Source organism: Microbacterium istanbulense (assembly GCF_037204145.1).
Taxonomy (GTDB): domain Bacteria; phylum Actinomycetota; class Actinomycetes; order Actinomycetales; family Microbacteriaceae; genus Microbacterium; species Microbacterium istanbulense.
In genome coordinates this window covers 17,070-33,459 of record NZ_JBBDGN010000006.1, presented here as the reverse complement: position 1 = coordinate 33,459, position 16,390 = coordinate 17,070, and the positions used below count along the sequence as shown (strand labels likewise).

Here is a 16,390-nt window from a genome sequence, read left to right as displayed (position 1 = left end):
ACTCTCTTATGCGGGCGATGCCTTCCATCGCCCGCACAAGATTACTGGGCGGGGCGGATGACGACCAAAAGGTCGCCGGCATCCACCTGCTGCGTCTCACCGATCGCAATCCGCTCGATGACCCCATCGATGGGAGCGGTGATAGCCGCCTCCATCTTCATCGCCTCGATCGATGCCACCGGCTCGCCCGCGCGCACCGCGGCGCCCTCTTGCACCTTCACCGTCACCGCGCCCGAGAACGGAGCGGCCACCTGTCCGGGCTTGGAGGTGTCGGCCTTCTCGACGTCGTGCGCCTCGACGGCGATCGCGCGGTCACGCACGGCGACCGGGCGCAGCTGCCCGTTGAGCGTCGTCATGACGGTGCGCATGCCCTTCGGATCAGCCTCACCGATGGCCTCGAGCCCGACATACAGCCGCACGCCGCGCTCGATCTCTACGACATGCTCGGCGCCCTGGACCAGGCCATACAGGTAGTCAGCGGTGTCGAGCGCCGAAAGATCGCCGTACTCGTCACGGCTGGCGCGGAACGCCTTGGTCGGCGCGGGGAACAGCAGCTCGTTGAGCATGGCTCGTCGCTCGGTCGGTTCACCGCCCAGCGCGGCCTGCTGCGCCTCGCTGAGGGGCGTGATGCCCGTGGTCACGGTGCGACCAGCGAGCACCTTGCTGCGGAACGGCTCGGGCCATCCGCCAGGAAGGTCTCCCAGTTCGCCGGCCATGAATCCGACCACCGAGTCGGGGATGTCGTACCGTTCCGGGTTCTGCTCGAAGTCGGCCGGGTCGGCCTTGACGGCCGCGAGATGAAGGGCGAGGTCGCCGACCACCTTCGACGAGGGCGTCACCTTGGGCACGCGCCCGAGGATGCGGTTGGCTTCGGCGTACATGTTCTCGATGAGCTCGAAGTCGTCGGCCAGCCCCAGCGCGATCGCCTGCTGGCGCAGGTTCGACAGCTGTCCACCGGGGATCTCGTGGTGGTAGACGCGCCCGGTGGGGCCGGGAAGCCCCGACTCGAACGGCGCGTACAGGTGGCGGGTCGCCTCCCAGTACGGTTCGAGATCGGAGGCCGCCTGTAGATCGATGCCCGTGTCGCGATCCGTGTGCGCGAGGGCGGCGACGAGAGCCGACAACGACGGCTGACTGGTGGTCCCGGACATCGGCGCGGAGGCGGCATCGACGGCATCCGCTCCGGCCGCGCTGGCAGCGAGCAGCGTCGCGAGCTGACCACCGGCGGTGTCATGAGTGTGCACGTGAACCGGCTGGTCGAACCGTTCGCGCAACGCCGTGACGAGCTTCGTTGCAGCGGCGGGGCGCAGCAGACCCGCCATGTCCTTGATGCCGATGACATGGGCTCCGGCCGCGACGATCTGCTCAGCCAGACGCAGGTAGTAGTCGAGCGTGTACAGCTGCTCCCCCGGGTTGAGGAGGTCACCGGTGTAGCACAGCGCCGCTTCGGCGATCGCGCTGTCGGTGGCGAGCACGGCCTCGATCGCCGGGCGCATCTGCGACACGTCGTTGAGCGCGTCGAAGATGCGGAAGATGTCCACGCCGGTGGCCGCGGCCTCTGACACGAAGGCGTCGGTCACCTCGGTCGGGTACGGGGTGTAGCCGACCGTGTTTCGGCCGCGCAGGAGCATCTGGATGTTGATGTTCGGCAACGCCTCCCGGAGGGCGGCGAGGCGCTCCCACGGGTCCTCGGAGAGGAAGCGCAGGGCGACGTCGTAGGTGGCGCCTCCCCAGGCTTCGACCGACAACAGCTGCGGCGTGAGACGCGCGACGTAGGGCGCGACCGCGACCAGGTCACGGGTGCGCACCCGAGTGGCGAGCAGTGACTGGTGCGCGTCGCGGAACGTCGTCTCGGTGACTGCCAGCGGCGTCTGCGCCCGCAGGGCGGCCGCGAAGCCGGCAGGGCCGAGCTCCTGCAGTCGCTGACGCGAACCAGCGGGGGCCGGAGCGGACAGATCGATCGCCGGAAGCTTGGCGACAGGCGGCGCGCTCTGCGGCGCCTCGCCGTTCGGCTTGTTGACGGTGACGTCCACCAGCCAGCGCAGCAGCTTCGTGCCACGGTCCTTCGACGGGCGACCTCGCAGCAGTTCGGGTCGCTCGTCGATGAACGACGTCGACAGGTCTCCGGCAAGGAACGCGGGATCGTCGAGCACGCCCTGCAGGAACGGGATGTTGGTCGACACACCGCGGATCCGGAACTCGGCCAGGGCGCGTCGCGCCCGCGAGACGGCGCTCTCGAAGGAGCGCCCGCGGCAGGTCAGCTTCGACAGCATCGAGTCGAAGTACGGGCTGATCTGCGCGCCCGCCGCAGTCGTGCCACCGTCGAGGCGGATGCCGGCACCACCGGGCGAACGGTAGGTGGTGATCTTGCCGGTGTCCGGGCGGAAGCCCTGGGTCGGATCCTCGGTGGTAATGCGGCACTGCAGGGCTGCTCCGCGCAGGTGGATGTCTTCCTGCTCCAGTCCGAGCTCAGCCAGCGTCGCCCCGTCGGCGATCTGCATCTGCGAACGCACCAGGTCGACGTCGGTTACCTCTTCGGTCACCGTGTGCTCCACCTGGATGCGGGGGTTCATCTCGATGAAGACGATCTCGCCGGCGCGCGGCCCCTTCGTCTCGAGCAGGAACTCCACCGTGCCCGCGTTCTGGTAGCCGATCGACTCGGCGAAGGCGATGGCGTGACGGTGCAGGTCGGCGCGGATGCCGTCGTCGAGGTTCGGCGCCGGGGCGATCTCGATCACCTTCTGATGGCGACGCTGCACCGAGCAGTCCCGTTCGAACAGGTGCACGGTGTGCCCGTGCTGATCGGCGAGGATCTGTACCTCAATGTGACGCGGACGCAGCACGGCCTGCTCGAGGAACATGCGCGGGTCGCCGAAGGCGGCGCCCGCCTCACGCATGGCCTCGGCGAGAGCGGGCGCGAGCTCGCCCTTGGTCTCGACACGACGCATGCCCCGTCCGCCGCCGCCGGCGACGGCCTTCGCGAACAGCGGGAAGCCGATCTCATCGGACTGCGCGACGAGGGCGTCGACGTCGTCGGATGCCTCGGTCGAGCGCAGCACCGGCACGCCGGCCTCGATTGCGTGCCGTTTGGCTTCGACCTTGTTGCCCGCCATCTCCAGCACATGGGCGGGCGGTCCGATGAAGGTGATGCCGTTGGCGGCCGCCTTCTCGGCCAGTTCCGGGTTCTCGGAAAGGAACCCGTAGCCGGGGTAGATCGCGTCGGCGCCGGCATCCAGCGCGGTGCGGATGATCGAGTCGACGTCGAGGTAGGCCTGGACGGGATGCCCGCGCTCCCCGATCTCGTATGCCTCATCAGCCTTGAGTCGGTGCAACGAGCCCCTGTCCTCGTAGGGGAAGACCGCGACGGTGCGCGCCCCCACCTCGAAAGCCGCACGGAATGCACGGATGGCGATCTCGCCACGGTTGGCCACAAGAATCTTCTTGAACATGAACACCTCGGAGTGTTCGATGTGCACGGATGGCGCGCACATGGGCGGGGGCTGAGTGTGTGTCCAGACTAGGGCAAGGTAACGTGGAGTCCGTGCACGTACTCAGCGTCAGCTCCCTCAAGGGAGGCGTAGGAAAGACGACCGTCACGCTCGGTCTCGCTTCCGCCGCCTTCGCCCGCGGCCTCCGCACCCTCGTGGTCGACCTCGACCCGCAGTCGGACGTCTCCACCGGCATGGACATCCAGATCGCCGGGCGGCTCAACATCGCCGATGTCTTGGCGAACCCGAAGGAGAAGGTTGTCCGCCAGGCCATCACCACCAGCGGCTGGGCGAAGGTGCACCCCGGCACGATCGACGTGCTCATCGGCAGCCCCTCGGCGATCAACTTCGATGGACCACACCCGAGCGTTCGTGACGTGTGGAAGCTCGAGGAGGCGCTCGCCTCGGTCGAGGCCGACTACGACCTCGTGCTGATCGATTGCGCACCATCGCTGAACGCTCTCACCCGAACGGCCTGGGCTGCCAGCGACCGTGTCATGGTCGTCACCGAACCGGGTCTCTTCTCCGTCGCCGCGGCCGACCGCGCGCTGCGCGCCATCGAAGAGATCCGCCGCGGCCTCTCCCCCCGACTGCAGCCGCTCGGCATCGTGGTGAACCGCGTGCGTCCGCAGTCGATCGAGCACCAGTTCCGCATCAAGGAGCTGCGGGACATGTTCGGCCCGCTCGTGCTCTCACCGCAGCTGCCAGAACGGACCTCGCTGCAGCAGGCGCAGGGCGCCGCCAAGCCCCTGCACATCTGGCCCGGCGAATCCGCCCAGGAACTCGCGGCCGACTTCGATCAGCTGCTGGATCGGATCATCCGCACCGGTCGCATCCCCGTGCCGGAGACCCCGCAGGCCTGACCGGCACCAGACACAAGACGGCCGTCCTCTCGCGAGGGCGGCCGTTCTTCGTCGCAGAGGCGGTTTCGCTCAGGCGCTGCGCTTGGAGCGCCGCGCGGCGAGCTCGTCGACGGGGTCGGGGGCGGTCGGGTCGAACTCGACGAGAGTCGACTCGACCTCGCGCAACACCTTGCCGACGGCGATGCCGAAGACACCCTGCCCCCGGCTGACCAGGTCGATGACCTCATCGTTGGACGTGCAGAGGTAGACCGAGGCACCATCGCTCATGAGCGTGGTGCCGGCGAGATCGCGGATGCCGGCGGCGCGCAGCTGCTCGACAGCCGTGCGGATCTGCTGCAGCGAGATGCCGGTGTCGAGCAGGCGCTTGACGAGCTTGAGCACGAGAATGTCGCGGAAGCCGTACAGGCGCTGGGAGCCGGATCCGCTGGCGCCACGCACGGTGGGGACGACCAGTTCGGTACGTGCCCAGTAGTCCAGCTGGCGGTACGTGATTCCGGCGGCGCGGGCGGCGACAGCGCCGCGGTAGCCGACCTCGTCATCCATCGCGGGCAGACCGTCCGTGAAGAGGAGTTCGGTCACGAACCGCGGGTCGCCGCTGGGCTCATCCGCATTCATCTTGTGTCCTCTCTGAACGGTTACCTCAACGCTAGAGCAGGTGCCCTGCACCGGCAATGACATCCGGGCGTGCGGCGAGGTGTGTCGCAATCTCTTCGTTACGAAAGTTCGTCGCGTCAGGTGAGCAGCCGCGCGAGCGCCTGCTTGACCAACAGGCTGCGCACAGCGTCGATCCTTCCGGCAATCTCAGGTGCAAGCTCTCCCGCACGGCCCCGGGAGGAGGCATCCGTCCGGCGCAGCAGCGACGAGAGAGCCGATTCGATCAACGCGACCTCGCGCTCGGCCCCCTGGCGGAAGGTGCGCAAGTGCCGCGGCTCGATGCCGTGGCGCCCCAGCGCGACGAGCTCGCGCAGCAGCATCACGGCCTGCTCGGAGTACGTGTCCCCCGCGACGATGAGGCCGGCGGCGATCGTGTCGTTGAGCAGCGGAGCGGTGGCACCGGTGCTGGAGAGCAACTCGTCGCGGCGATAGCGGCGGGGCGCGGGCGCGATCGATGGCGGGGCGATGTCGGCCCACCCGTCACCGCGTGCTTCGGCCTCGTCGAGGTGCTCACGAATGACGCTCAGCGGCAGGTAGTGGTCGCGCTGCAGCGTGAGGCCGGCACGCAGCCGCTCGACGTCAGACGGCGAGAACTTGCGGTAGCCGGACTCGGTGCGCGATGGCGTGACAATGCCCTGCGCCTCGAGGAAGCGCAACTTGCTCGAGGTGAGCTGCGGAAACTCGGGAGTCAGGCGCGCGAGGACCTGTCCGATGCTCAGCAGCCCCGCGGGCGCCATGCGATCCCGGGCGCCGGCCGGCACCATCAGGAGTTCGCCGCGAGGTCGATCGGGGAGGCGAAGAAGTTCAGACGGAACTTCCCGACGCGCAGCTCGTAGCCGTTCTCGAGGATGTTGCGGTCGACCCGCTCCCCGTTGACATAGGTGCCGTTCAGCGAACGCTGATCGATGATCTCGAAAGCCGAACCCGACCGGGTGATCTCGGCATGACGACGCGAGACGGTCACGTCGTCGAAGAAGATGTCCGCGTCCGGGTGGCGACCCACGGTCGTCACGTCGGTGTCGAGAAGGTAGCGGGCTCCCGCCAGGGCGCCGGAACGCACGAGGAGCAGGGCAGAGCCGGAGGGTAGTGCGGCGATCGCCTGCTGCTCGGTGTCGGTCAACTCGACTCCGAACGGCACGAACGACAGGTCGGAATCGTGGCCGAACGTCTGCGTCACATCGTGGCGCTGCTCGCCGCTGCGGTGGATGGCGTCGCCTGCGCCACTCGGGGTGCTGTCTGTCACGGGGTTCCCTCCTCGGCTCACCACCCTATCCGATGTGCTCGGGTGCTCGGGAGGCCGATCAGCGCTTTTCGCTCGCCATCCGTTCGCTCGGCGACGCCCGCACGCCCGTCGCAGAACGATAGGCTGGAGGCATGCCACATTACGATGTCGTCATCCTCGGCGCGGGCCCTGGCGGATACGTCGCCGCCGTCCGCAGCGCACAGCTCGGTCTGTCCACCGCGATCATCGAAGAGAAGTACTGGGGCGGTGTCTGCCTGAACGTGGGCTGCATCCCCTCCAAGTCGCTTCTGAAGAACGCCGAGATCGCGCACACGCTCACCCACCAGGCCGATTTCTTCGGCATCTCGGGTGACTTCACACTCGACTACGGCAAGGCGTTCGACCGCAGCCGTGAGGTCGCGGACGGCCGCGTCAAAGGCATCCACTTCCTGATGAAGAAGAACAAGGTCACCGAGTACGACGGGCGCGGCACGTTCACCGGCCCGAAGTCGATCTCGGTCGCGAAGTCCGACGGCAGCACCGAGGACATCACCTTCGACAACGTCATCATCGCCACCGGCTCGACGGTACGCCTGCTGCCCGGCGTGCAGCTGAGCGACAACGTCGTCACCTACGAGGAGCAGATCCTCAGCCGTGAGCTGCCGAAGTCGATCGTCATCGTCGGCGCCGGAGCCATCGGCATGGAGTTCGCCTATGTCATGACGAACTACGGCGTGAAGGTCACCATCATCGAGTTCCTCGACCGCGCCCTTCCCAACGAGGACGCCGATGTGTCGAAGGAGATCGCCAAGCAGTACAAGAAGCTCGGGGTCGACATCCTCACCTCCACCAAGGTCGAGTCGGTCGTCGACAACGGCTCCTCGGTCACCGTGACCTACACGGCCAAGGACGGCCAGCAGGGCCAGATCGAGGCCGACAAGGTGCTCATGTCGATCGGCTTCGCGCCGAACGTGAGCGGTTTCGGCCTCGAGAACACCGGCGTCGAGTTGACCGACCGCGGCGCGATCGCGATCGATGACCACATGCGCACCAACGTCGAGGGCATCTACGCCATCGGTGACGTGACCGCCAAGCTGCAGCTCGCGCACGTGGCCGAGGCGCAGGCCGTGGTGGCCGCCGAGACGATCGGCAAGGCCGAGACGATGACGCTCGGCGACTACCGCATGATGCCGCGTGCGACGTTCACGTCGCCGCAGGTCGCCTCGTTCGGCCTCACCGAGCAGCAGGCCAAGGATGCCGGTCACGAGATCAAGGTCGCGACCTTCCCGTTCATGGCCAACGGCAAGGCACACGGCCTGGGTGAGCCGGTCGGCTTCGTCAAGCTCATCGCCGACGCCGAGCACCTCGAACTGCTCGGGGCCCACATGATCGGCCCGGACGTGGCTGAGCTGCTCCCCGAGCTGACGCTGGCGCAGAAGTGGGACCTCACCGCCCTTGAGCTGGCCCGTAACGTGCACACGCACCCGACTCTGTCGGAGGCGCTGCAGGAGGGCTTCCACGGCCTCGCCGGGCACATGATCAACTTCTGATCAGATCAGTTCGAGGGCCCGATCCGCCGCAGGCGGGTCGGGCCCTCGTCTGTAAGCAGCACACTTTTCCACGGTGGAAAACGGGGCGCCGGGCGCCGGGGATGGGAAGGCTGGAAGCAGCCACTCCGAATGAAAGAGGCATCCCCATGCAGCTCTCCCCTGAATCCGAGGCCATCGTCCGCGCCACCGCCGGCGTCGTCGCCGAGCACGCCGAGCAGATCACCGCGGTGTTCTATCCCGCCATGTTCGCCGCGCACCCGGAACTGTTGCGCGTGTTCAACCAAGCGAACCAGGCGGTCGGCGAGCAGCCGAAGGCCCTGGCCGCGTCGGTCGTCGCCTTCGCCGTGCAGCTGATCGATCCCGACGCTCCGGACTTCTCGCCGGTGATGCGTCGCATCGCGCATAAGCACGTGTCGCTGGGCATCAAGGCGCGCGAGTACACGATCGTCGGCAAGCACCTGATGGATGCCGTTGGCACGGTGCTCGGCGACGCCGTCACCCCCGAGGTACGCATGGCCTGGGAAGAGGTCTACTGGCTGTTCGGCACGACCCTGATCGCCGAGGAAGCCCGCCTGTACGCCCTCGGCGGCACCGACCCCGAGCAGCCCTGGCGGAAATACCGCGTGGTGGAGCGCTTCGAGGAATCGGACGACGTCTTCTCGCTGCTGCTCGCACCCGTCGGCGGCGAAGTGCCGGCGCACCACACCGGTCAGTACGTAGCGATCGCCGTCGACTTGCCGGACGGCAGCCGACAGCCGCGCCAGTACACGATCTCGTCCGGTCCACGCGGGGATTCGCTACGCGTGACGATCAAGCGCGTGCGCGGCGTCGACGGCACCCCGGAAGGCCAGGTCTCCACCTGGCTCGCGGAGAATGCGCGACCGGGCACTGTGCTCGACCTGTCCCAGCCGGCGGGTGATGTGATTCTCGACGACAACGACAGCCCGCTGGTGCTCGTCTCGGCCGGCATCGGGATCACTCCGGTCGCAGCGATCTTGGAAGACCTCTCCCGTCGTCAGCCGCAGCGCACCGTGCGCCTCTTCCACGCCGATCGCGCGCACGACACCCACGCCCTGTACTCGTCGCTGCGCCGTCAGGTGCTGGCGATGGAAGACGCCGTGGCGCAGAACTGGTACGAGCAGGATGCCGATGCCGCGCCCACGCTGCGCCCTGCACTGGGCGGCCTCATGGACCTCAGCGCCGTCGATCTGCCCGTCGACGCGACGGTGTTCATGTGCGGCCCGCTGCCGTTCATGCAGGCGATGCGCGCTCAGCTGATCGCCCGCGGCGTGCCCGCGGAACGCATCAACTACGAGGTGTTCGGTCCCGACCTGTGGGCGCAGAACCCCGACGCCGCCTGACCCGTCAGTAACCGAGCGCGCGGGCGAGCTTCGATCCGGAGGACGGGGCTCGCCCGCCGGCGGCGTGCACGGCACGCTCCACGGCGGCGAAGAACGCCTGCTGCCCTTCCCGGTCGGCCGGTGCCGCGGGGCCCAGCTCCATCTCCCACTCACGCCAGACGCGCTGCACACCGTCACGCAGATCGGTGGCCGTGACCTGATCGTCGACGAACTCGGCGATCATGCCGTCCTCCCCGAGCAGGTGGTACGCGGTGCGGTCGTTCTCGATGCGCGCCAGGGGGTGCAGCTCGGCGCTCGTCCATTGCGCGATCACGGAGGCGACGGCATCGGGCAGGCGCCCGTCGTCATCCAAAGGCCAGCCCAGCTCCACCCGGCCATCGCCGGTGCGAGGGCCTTTGATGTGCCATCCGGCGTCCGAGCCACCGGTGCGGCGACGCAGCGCGACGCCGGCACGAGCGAGCGCGGCATCCTCGGTGTCGAAGTAGCGCGCGTCGAGAGCACGCTCCTCCCCTCCTGTGACCGAGGTCACTCCGGGAAGTGCCGACCAGTCCGGCAGCGCCGTGTCGGCATCCGCGTCGTACTTGCGCTCGATCTCGAACGCGCGGTGCGGCTCAGTCGTCACCGGGGACGATGTCGTCGCTGGACTCGGTGAACCAGAAGCCCACCTCGGTGGGGCCGTCGTTCGCGCCGGTGTGAGTCGCCTCGCCGCCACGGCGATAGATGATCTGGGTTTCGCTGTAGGGAACGATCAGCGTGTCCTGCTCGACGTCGTCGAGGGGAAGGATCTGCCCGTCCAGCGGGCCGCCATGAAGTCGCGCGAGTGCCATGTGCTCACCATAGTGCAGGGCGGCGACATCCCCCGGCACGGCGCGGCTCAGGTGACGGCGATGGCCAGCACGGCGCCGATGATCATCCACGGGCCGAAGGCGATGCGGGTGGAGCGGTTCGCGCGCTTCATCCCCATGAGCACCAGCGCGTAGACCGCGCCGAGGAAGAACGCCGCCAGCGCGCCGACGAGCAGCGTCGTCCATCCGTGCCAGGCCAGCACCACGCCGATCACGGCGGCGAGTTTGACGTCACCGCCACCGATGCCCTGCCTGCTGGCCAGGCGCATGATCGCGTAGAAGCCCCCGAGGGCGAGGCCGCCGAGCAGGGCGCGCAGCATCCGCTCGCCGTCACCGGTGAGCACCCCCTCGAGCACGACGAGCAGCACGAGAACCCCCAGCGTGGGCAGGACGATGCGGTTGGGTAGCCGGTGCGTGCGCGCGTCGATGACGATGAGGCGGATGCCGATGATCGCGAGCACCAGGTGCACGAGCACGACGATGACGCCGTGGGTGGTGATCGTGAAGGGCATGCACGCAGGTTAGGCGATCGCGACGACGCCCGCGCACGGCCTGTGGAGAACGGCTCGACAGGCGGGATCCACACGATCACGCCAATGTCGGATGTGCGAACTAGCGTTCGAAGTGGACTTGAACTATTCGAAGGTTTCTTCGAGGATGGATGCATGCCGAACATGAGCGCTCTGCCGACGCTCTCCCCCGCCGATCAGCGGGCGGGAGAGGTGCTCCGGCTGCGTCGCGAGATCGGGCGGATGCAGCGGCGGCGCAGCGATGATCCGGTGCTGCCGCTGGATCCAGCGTTGTCCGACCTGTTGCCGGGGCAGGGTCTGCAGACGGGTGTCGTCTACTCGGTCTCCCCCTCGCCGAGCCTGTTGTTCGCGCTCATGAGTGCCGTCTCCCGCCGTGGCTCCTGGTGCGCGGCTGTGGGCATGCCCACGCTCGGCCTCGAGGCCGCCTCGGCCTCGGGTGTCGATCTGTCCCGCCTCATCCTCGTCCCCTCCCCCGGCGAGCGCTGGCTGGCCGTGGTCTCGGCACTGGCCGAAGTGGTGCCGCTGATCGCGATGAACCCCGCCTCGCGGGTGCGTGATGCCGACGCCGCCCGCCTGTCGGCCCGACTGCGCGATCGCGGGTGCACCCTGCTGACGACCTCCCCCTGGCCGCAGGGCGAAGGGCTGATCACCCTCCACGACCCGCAGTGGGAGGGGATCGGTGAAGGGTGGGGGTTGCTCTCCGACCGCACGGTCACGGTGACGGCGCAGACCAGGCATACTCCGCGCCCGCAGAGTCTGCGCCTGCGCCTCCCCGGCAGCCTGGGCGGGGTCGAATCCGCTCCCGTGACCTACGACTCGCGCCCCGAACCACAGCTGCCCGCCGCCTGGAGGGCCGCCGGATGACCGAACCGTCTGCTCTACGGGTGCATGCCCTGTGGTTTCCCGACTGGCCGCTGCGCGCCGCGCTGGGGACACCACCCCCGCACCCGCCGACCGCGCTGACCAGGGGCAACATCGTGGTGGCTTGCACCGCCTCCGCTCGTGCCCACGGCGTGCGGGTGGGACAGCGCCGACGGATGGCGCAGGGGTTGCTGCCCTCCTTGCAGCTGCTCCCCTCCGATGCCGAGCAGGAGGAACGATCCTTCCTGCCCGTGCTCCGTCTCATCGATTCCCATTCCCCCGGCGTGCACCTGATCCGCCCCGGGCTCGCGGTGCTGCGTTCCCGAGGCGTCACCAGGTATCACGGCGGCGAGGTCGAATCGGCGCAGGCGCTCACCGGGGCGTTGGCCGCCGAGGGGCTGCCTGAGGCGCGCATCGGCATCGCCGACGGCGTGTTCACGGCCGAGATCGCCGCACGAGCCACGGTTACCGGGGCGGCTTCCGAGCAGGTGCCGTGGCGGGTCGTCCCACCGGGGCGGGCGGCGGAGTTCCTCTCTCCCCTGCCCGTGCAGGTACTCGGCGACGATGACCTCGCGAGCCTGCTCCTCCGGCTCGGGGTGTCGACCCTCGGTGGGTTCGCAGCCCTGGGCGCACTCGAGGTGCGCACCCGCTTCGGCGAGCACGGGGCACGACTGCATGCTCTGGCCGGAGGCGCCGACTCTCGCCCTCTGACGCCGCGCCCTCCCGATCCTGAACTGGCGAGAGAGGTCGAGTTCGACTCCCCTCTCGGGCAGGCCGATCAGATCGCCTTCGCCGTGCGTCAGACGGCGGATGCCGTGTTGCTCGCCCTCGCCGATGCCTCCGTGGTGTGCACCGAGGCGCGGATCGACCTCACCGACGACGACGGTCGGGTGACCTCGCGCTCGTGGCTGCACCCGACATGCTTCGACGCCGCTGATCTTGTCGACCGAGTGCGTTGGCAACTCGAGGCTCTGGTCACGAAAGAGGCATCGGCCGATGACGATGCCGCTCACGCCTTCCGTGGCATCGTCGGCGTACGAATCATCCCCGCAGCCGTGGACGACGCCGCCCACCATCAGCCGGGATTGTTCGGAGCGGGAACCGACGAACGCCTGCATCATGCCGTCTCGCGGGTGCAGACGTTGCTCGGCCACCAGGGCGTCGTGACCGCAGCGGTCTCCGGCGGGCGCCTGCTCGCCGATCGTCAGGTATTCACCCCCTGGGGTGAACGCTCGGTGCTCGAGCGCGACCCCGCACGTCCCTGGCCGGGCAGCCTTCCCGGGCCCTTGCCGGCCGAGGTGTTCTCACCGCTGCGACCGATCAAGGTCACCACCGCCACGGGTGAGAGCATCACCGTCGACGCCCGAGGTTCCCTGTCGGCCGTGCCCGCACTGCTCGACGAGGAGGAGATCGTCGGCTGGGCAGGACCGTGGCCCCTGCGCGAGCACAGGTGGGATGCCACCCGCGCCCGCTCTGGGCATCGGTTCCAGCTGCTCGACCGCCGACAACGGGCTTGGCTGGTGCTGCATTCCGACGGGATGTGGTGGGCAGAGGGACGGTATCGCTGATGGGCTTCCACAACCCCGGCCTGCGCTGGGCTGAGCTGGAACGCACACTCAGCGCGCCGACCGCGCCATCCGGCGAGCCTCCGACGCTCCGGCTCGATCCCGGCCCGTTGAGCAGACACCGCCCACCGGCCGCTCCCCCGGCGGCCACACGCCCCGTCGATGCCGTGCCCTACGCCGAGCTGCACGCGCACAGCTCGTTCTCCTTCCTCGATGGCGCCTCATCGCCTGAAGACCTCATCGCCGAGGCCGAGGCACTGGGGCTGACCGCCCTCGCCATCACCGACCACGACGGTTTCTACGGTGCCGCCCGCTTCGCCGAGGCGGCGGAGCTGACCGCGGTGCAGACCGTCTTCGGCGCCGAGCTGTCTCTGGGTGAGTCGGGTGCCGCCCAGACGCCGTCACGCACCGGGGTTCCCGATCCTCTCGGCGACCACCTGCTCGTGCTCGCCCGCGGGCTGGAGGGGTATCACCGCCTGTCGGGGGCGATCACCAGGGCTCAGCTGCGCGGTGGAGAGAAGGGGCGTCCCGCCTATGACATCGACGATCTCGCGGCGAGCGCCGACGGCCACTGGATGATCCTCAGCGGCTGCCGCAAGGGCGGTGTGCGTCGCGGGCTCGCACAGGGTGACGCCGAGGCCCCGCTGCGGCGGCTGGTCGATCTGTTCGGACAGGAGAACGTCGCGGTCGAGCTCATCGATCACGGTGACCCTCTCGACACCCGTCGCAATGACACGCTCGCCACCCTCGCCTCCGAGCTGCGGCTGCCGGTGCTGGCGACGAACAACGTCCACTACGCCGCCCCCGAGCGTGCAGGCCTTGCCGAGGCCGTCGCCGCCGTGCGAGCCACCCGCAGCATGGATGATCTCGACGGCTGGCTTCCCGTGCACGGCAGCGCCCACCTGCGCACCGGCGCCGAGATGACCCAGCGGTTCCGCCGCTACCCCGGCGCGATCTCGGCGGGGTTGCGGGTCGCCGCCGACTGCGCCTTCCCGCTGCGCCGCGCCAAGCCCGACCTTCCTCGGCAGGAGGTGCCCGAGGGGCGCACGCCGATGACTCATCTGCGGGCGCTGGTGTGGGAGGCCGTTCCCGAGGTGTATCCGAGGCTGGATGCCGAGGGGCACGTCCGGATCGAACGGGAGCTGGCGGTGATCGAAGAGAAGGACTTTCCCGGATACTTCCTCATCGTGCACGACATCGTCGCCGAGGCCCGGCGCCGGGGCATCCTCTGCCAGGGCCGAGGGTCGGCGGCGGCGAGCGCCGTCTGCTACCTGCTCGGCATCACCGCCGTCGATCCGATCCTGTACCGACTACCGTTCGAGCGTTTCCTCGCCACCACCCGCGAGGAAGAGCCCGACATCGACGTCGACTTCGACTCGGATCGCCGCGAGGAGATCATCCAGTGGGTGTATCAGCGGTACGGTCGCGAGCGCGCCGCGCAGGTCGCGAATGTCATCCAGTACCGGCCGAAGAACGCCGTGCGCGATATGGCCAGGGCGCTGGGGCACGCCCCCGGGCAGCAAGATGCCTGGTCGCGGCAGGTCGACGGCTGGAGCGCCGGCATCGAGGCTGCGGAGGAGAACGACATCCCCCCGGATGTGCTCGCCTACGCCGGAGAGTTGTTGAAGGCGCCCCGACACCTGGGCATCCACTCGGGTGGCATGGTGCTCACCGCGCGTCCCGTCGGCGAGGTGGTGCCGGTGGAGCATGCACGAATGCCCGGGCGCACGGTGATCCAGTGGGATAAGGACGACGCCGCCTGGATGGGGTTGGTCAAGTTCGATCTGCTGGGGCTCGGGATGCTGGCCGCCCTGCAGCACTGCTTCGATCTCATCGCCGAGACCACGGGTGAGACGTGGACTCTGCAGTCGCTCCCCAAGGAGGAGCCGGCGGTGTACGACATGCTGTGCCGAGCCGACTCGATCGGGGTGTTCCAGGTCGAGTCTCGTGCGCAGATGGGCCTGCTGCCTCGCCTGCAGCCCCGGGAGTTCTATGAGTTGGCGATCCAGATCGCCCTGATCCGCCCCGGTCCCATCCAGGGTGGCGCCGTGCATCCGTTCGTGCGACGCAAGCTCGGTGCCGAGCCTGTGGTGTACGCGCATCCTGTGCTCGAGCCCGTGCTGGCGCGCACGCTGGGCATCCCCGTGTTCCAGGAGCAGCTGATCCAGATGGCGACGGTGCTCGGCGACTGCACGGCCGATGAGGCCGATCTGTTGCGCCGGGCGATGGGCTCCAAGCGAGGCCTCGAGAAGATCGAGCGCATCCGCGACAAGCTGTACTCGGGCATGGCCAGGCATGGGCTCACCGGCGAGGCCGCCGATCGCATCTATGCGCAGATCCAGGCGTTCTCGAACTTCGGCTTCGCCGAGTCGCACTCGTTGTCCTTCGCCCTGCTCGTGTACGCCAGCTCCTGGGTGAAGCTGCACTACCCGGCGGCGTTCCTCGCCGGCCTGTTGCGTGCTCAGCCGATGGGTTTCTACTCGGCCTCCACTCTGACCGGTGATGCCCGCAGACATGGCGTGCAGGTGCGACGCCCCGACCTTCATGCCTCCGCCGCCATGGACGGGCTGGAACCCCTCGATGACCGCGAGGCCGCCGGCCCCACCGGGCTGGATGCCTGTCTGGCGTCGGCGCAGCCCGCCGCCGGTGTGTTCGACCAGGGCGCTCCCGACGAGACCGCCGCGCATCGCCGGGACGGCCGGTTCGCGGTGCGACTCGGGCTCTCCGGCATCCGTGGCATCGGACAGGAGCTCGCCGAACGCATCGTCTCTGCCCGCGAGCAGGGGGGACCGTTTCACGATCTGCACGATCTTGTACGCCGCACGGATGCCACTGCCGCCCAGTTGGAGGCGCTCGCGACCGCCGGCGCCTTCGAGTGCCTGGGGCTCAGCCGCCGGGAGGCGATCTGGATGGCGGGCGCGGCGGCCGAGGATCGCGCCCGCTACCTGCCAGGCACTGCCGTGTCGGTGCAGCCCCCGCTGTTCGCCGATCAGTCCGGCTATGAACGACTCTCTGCGGATCTGTGGGCGACGGGAGTCTCCACCGACGACCACCCGATGGCGCATTTCCGTGATGCGCTGCATGCCCGCGGCGTGGTGCCCTCAGCAGGGCTGCGCGAGCACGAGGTGGGAAGACGGATCGAGGTCGCCGGGATCGTCACGCATCGGCAGCGTCCGGCGACGGCATCCGGGGTGACCTTCCTCAATCTCGAAGACGAACACGGCCTCGTGAACGTGGTCTGCTCCACCGGAGTCTGGAACCGCTATCGCCGGGTGGCAAGGGATTCTCCCGCGCTGATCATCCGCGGCATTCTGGAGCGCTCTCCCGAGGGTGTGATCAACATCCTCGCCGACGCCTTCGAAGATCTGCGCACCGGGCTCTCGCATCGCTCCAGGGACTTCCGATGAGCGTGCCCGACGTCTCACGCGCCGCATTGCGTCGCGGGCAGGTC

The 16,390-nt window shown here is 68.8% G+C and carries 13 protein-coding genes; 6 read left to right on the top strand and 7 right to left on the bottom strand.

Translation table 11 applies throughout. The annotated features are described in order from the left end of the window. Positions 1-41: 41 nt before the first annotated feature. Positions 42-3,449: a pyruvate carboxylase gene (locus WDU93_RS07605; protein WP_337319197.1), complete on the bottom strand. Its 3,408-nt coding sequence runs from the start codon at positions 3,447-3,449 to the stop codon at positions 42-44. 92 nt (positions 3,450-3,541) lie between these two features. Between WDU93_RS07605 and WDU93_RS07600 the strand changes: the two genes are divergently transcribed. Beyond that, positions 3,542-4,351, top strand: coding sequence for a ParA family protein (locus tag WDU93_RS07600; RefSeq protein ID WP_337319195.1), 810 nt, complete (start codon positions 3,542-3,544; stop codon positions 4,349-4,351). Between the two features lie 69 nt (positions 4,352-4,420). Here the strand turns inward: WDU93_RS07600 and WDU93_RS07595 are convergent, their stop codons facing one another. From WDU93_RS07595 to WDU93_RS07585, 3 genes are all read right to left on the bottom strand, one after another. Continuing rightward, a complete protein-coding gene (locus tag WDU93_RS07595; RefSeq protein WP_337319193.1) occupies positions 4,421-4,966 on the bottom strand; it encodes a MerR family transcriptional regulator in 546 nt (181 codons plus the stop codon). A gap of 116 nt (positions 4,967-5,082) precedes the next feature. Next, positions 5,083-5,769 (bottom strand): transcriptional regulator FtsR, encoded by a 687-nt coding sequence (gene ftsR, locus WDU93_RS07590; protein ID WP_337319192.1) that lies wholly within the window; start codon positions 5,767-5,769, stop codon positions 5,083-5,085. Next, positions 5,769-6,248 (bottom strand): FHA domain-containing protein, encoded by a 480-nt coding sequence (locus WDU93_RS07585; protein ID WP_337319190.1) that lies wholly within the window; start codon positions 6,246-6,248, stop codon positions 5,769-5,771. The genes ftsR and WDU93_RS07585 overlap by 1 nt, the downstream gene beginning before the upstream one ends. Positions 6,249-6,379: 131 nt before the next feature. Between WDU93_RS07585 and lpdA the strand changes: the two genes are divergently transcribed. Next, on the top strand, positions 6,380-7,777 hold the full coding sequence (lpdA, locus tag WDU93_RS07580; RefSeq protein WP_337319188.1) for a dihydrolipoyl dehydrogenase: 1,398 nt from the start codon (positions 6,380-6,382) through the stop codon (positions 7,775-7,777). 146 nt (positions 7,778-7,923) lie between these two features. Further along, positions 7,924-9,138, top strand: a complete 1,215-nt coding sequence (locus tag WDU93_RS07575) for a globin domain-containing protein (RefSeq protein WP_337319186.1) — start codon at positions 7,924-7,926, stop codon at positions 9,136-9,138. A 4-nt stretch (positions 9,139-9,142) separates the two neighbouring features. Here the strand turns inward: WDU93_RS07575 and WDU93_RS07570 are convergent, their stop codons facing one another. Genes WDU93_RS07570 through WDU93_RS07560 form a run of 3 tightly spaced genes read right to left on the bottom strand, consistent with a single transcriptional unit; the run spans position 9,143 to position 10,495 of the window. Next, positions 9,143-9,760, bottom strand: coding sequence for a CYTH domain-containing protein (locus tag WDU93_RS07570; RefSeq protein WP_337319184.1), 618 nt, complete (start codon positions 9,758-9,760; stop codon positions 9,143-9,145). Further along, positions 9,750-9,965 (bottom strand): response regulator, encoded by a 216-nt coding sequence (locus WDU93_RS07565; protein WP_337319182.1) that lies wholly within the window; start codon positions 9,963-9,965, stop codon positions 9,750-9,752. The genes WDU93_RS07570 and WDU93_RS07565 overlap by 11 nt, the downstream gene beginning before the upstream one ends. Positions 9,966-10,012: 47 nt before the next feature. Beyond that, positions 10,013-10,495 (bottom strand): A24 family peptidase, encoded by a 483-nt coding sequence (locus tag WDU93_RS07560; protein WP_337319180.1) that lies wholly within the window; start codon positions 10,493-10,495, stop codon positions 10,013-10,015. 153 nt (positions 10,496-10,648) lie between these two features. On the opposite strand from WDU93_RS07560, the gene WDU93_RS07555 reads away from it, so the two are divergent. The 3 genes from WDU93_RS07555 to WDU93_RS07545 are packed head-to-tail and all read left to right on the top strand — an operon-like array spanning position 10,649 to position 16,346. Continuing rightward, positions 10,649-11,377, top strand: coding sequence for a hypothetical protein (locus tag WDU93_RS07555; RefSeq protein ID WP_337319179.1), 729 nt, complete (start codon positions 10,649-10,651; stop codon positions 11,375-11,377). Further along, on the top strand, positions 11,374-12,942 hold the full coding sequence (locus WDU93_RS07550) for a DNA polymerase Y family protein (protein ID WP_337319178.1): 1,569 nt from the start codon (positions 11,374-11,376) through the stop codon (positions 12,940-12,942). The genes WDU93_RS07555 and WDU93_RS07550 overlap by 4 nt, the downstream gene beginning before the upstream one ends. Continuing rightward, positions 12,942-16,346, top strand: coding sequence for an error-prone DNA polymerase (locus WDU93_RS07545; protein WP_337319177.1), 3,405 nt, complete (start codon positions 12,942-12,944; stop codon positions 16,344-16,346). The genes WDU93_RS07550 and WDU93_RS07545 overlap by 1 nt, the downstream gene beginning before the upstream one ends. Positions 16,347-16,390 lie beyond the last annotated feature (44 nt).

Coding starts and splice junctions, on each gene's coding strand:
- WDU93_RS07605 (WP_337319197.1), bottom strand. CDS start 3,449: ATGTTCAAGAAGATTCTTGTGGCCAACCGTGGCGAGATCGCCATCCGT.
- WDU93_RS07595 (WP_337319193.1), bottom strand. CDS start 4,966: ATGAATGCGGATGAGCCCAGCGGCGACCCGCGGTTCGTGACCGAACTC.
- ftsR (WP_337319192.1), bottom strand. CDS start 5,769: ATGGTGCCGGCCGGCGCCCGGGATCGCATGGCGCCCGCGGGGCTGCTG.
- lpdA (WP_337319188.1), top strand. CDS start 6,380: ATGCCACATTACGATGTCGTCATCCTCGGCGCGGGCCCTGGCGGATAC.
- WDU93_RS07575 (WP_337319186.1), top strand. CDS start 7,924: ATGCAGCTCTCCCCTGAATCCGAGGCCATCGTCCGCGCCACCGCCGGC.
- WDU93_RS07565 (WP_337319182.1), bottom strand. CDS start 9,965: ATGGCACTCGCGCGACTTCATGGCGGCCCGCTGGACGGGCAGATCCTT.
- WDU93_RS07560 (WP_337319180.1), bottom strand. CDS start 10,495: ATGCCCTTCACGATCACCACCCACGGCGTCATCGTCGTGCTCGTGCAC.
- WDU93_RS07555 (WP_337319179.1), top strand. CDS start 10,649: ATGCCGAACATGAGCGCTCTGCCGACGCTCTCCCCCGCCGATCAGCGG.
- WDU93_RS07550 (WP_337319178.1), top strand. CDS start 11,374: ATGACCGAACCGTCTGCTCTACGGGTGCATGCCCTGTGGTTTCCCGAC.
- WDU93_RS07545 (WP_337319177.1), top strand. CDS start 12,942: ATGGGCTTCCACAACCCCGGCCTGCGCTGGGCTGAGCTGGAACGCACA.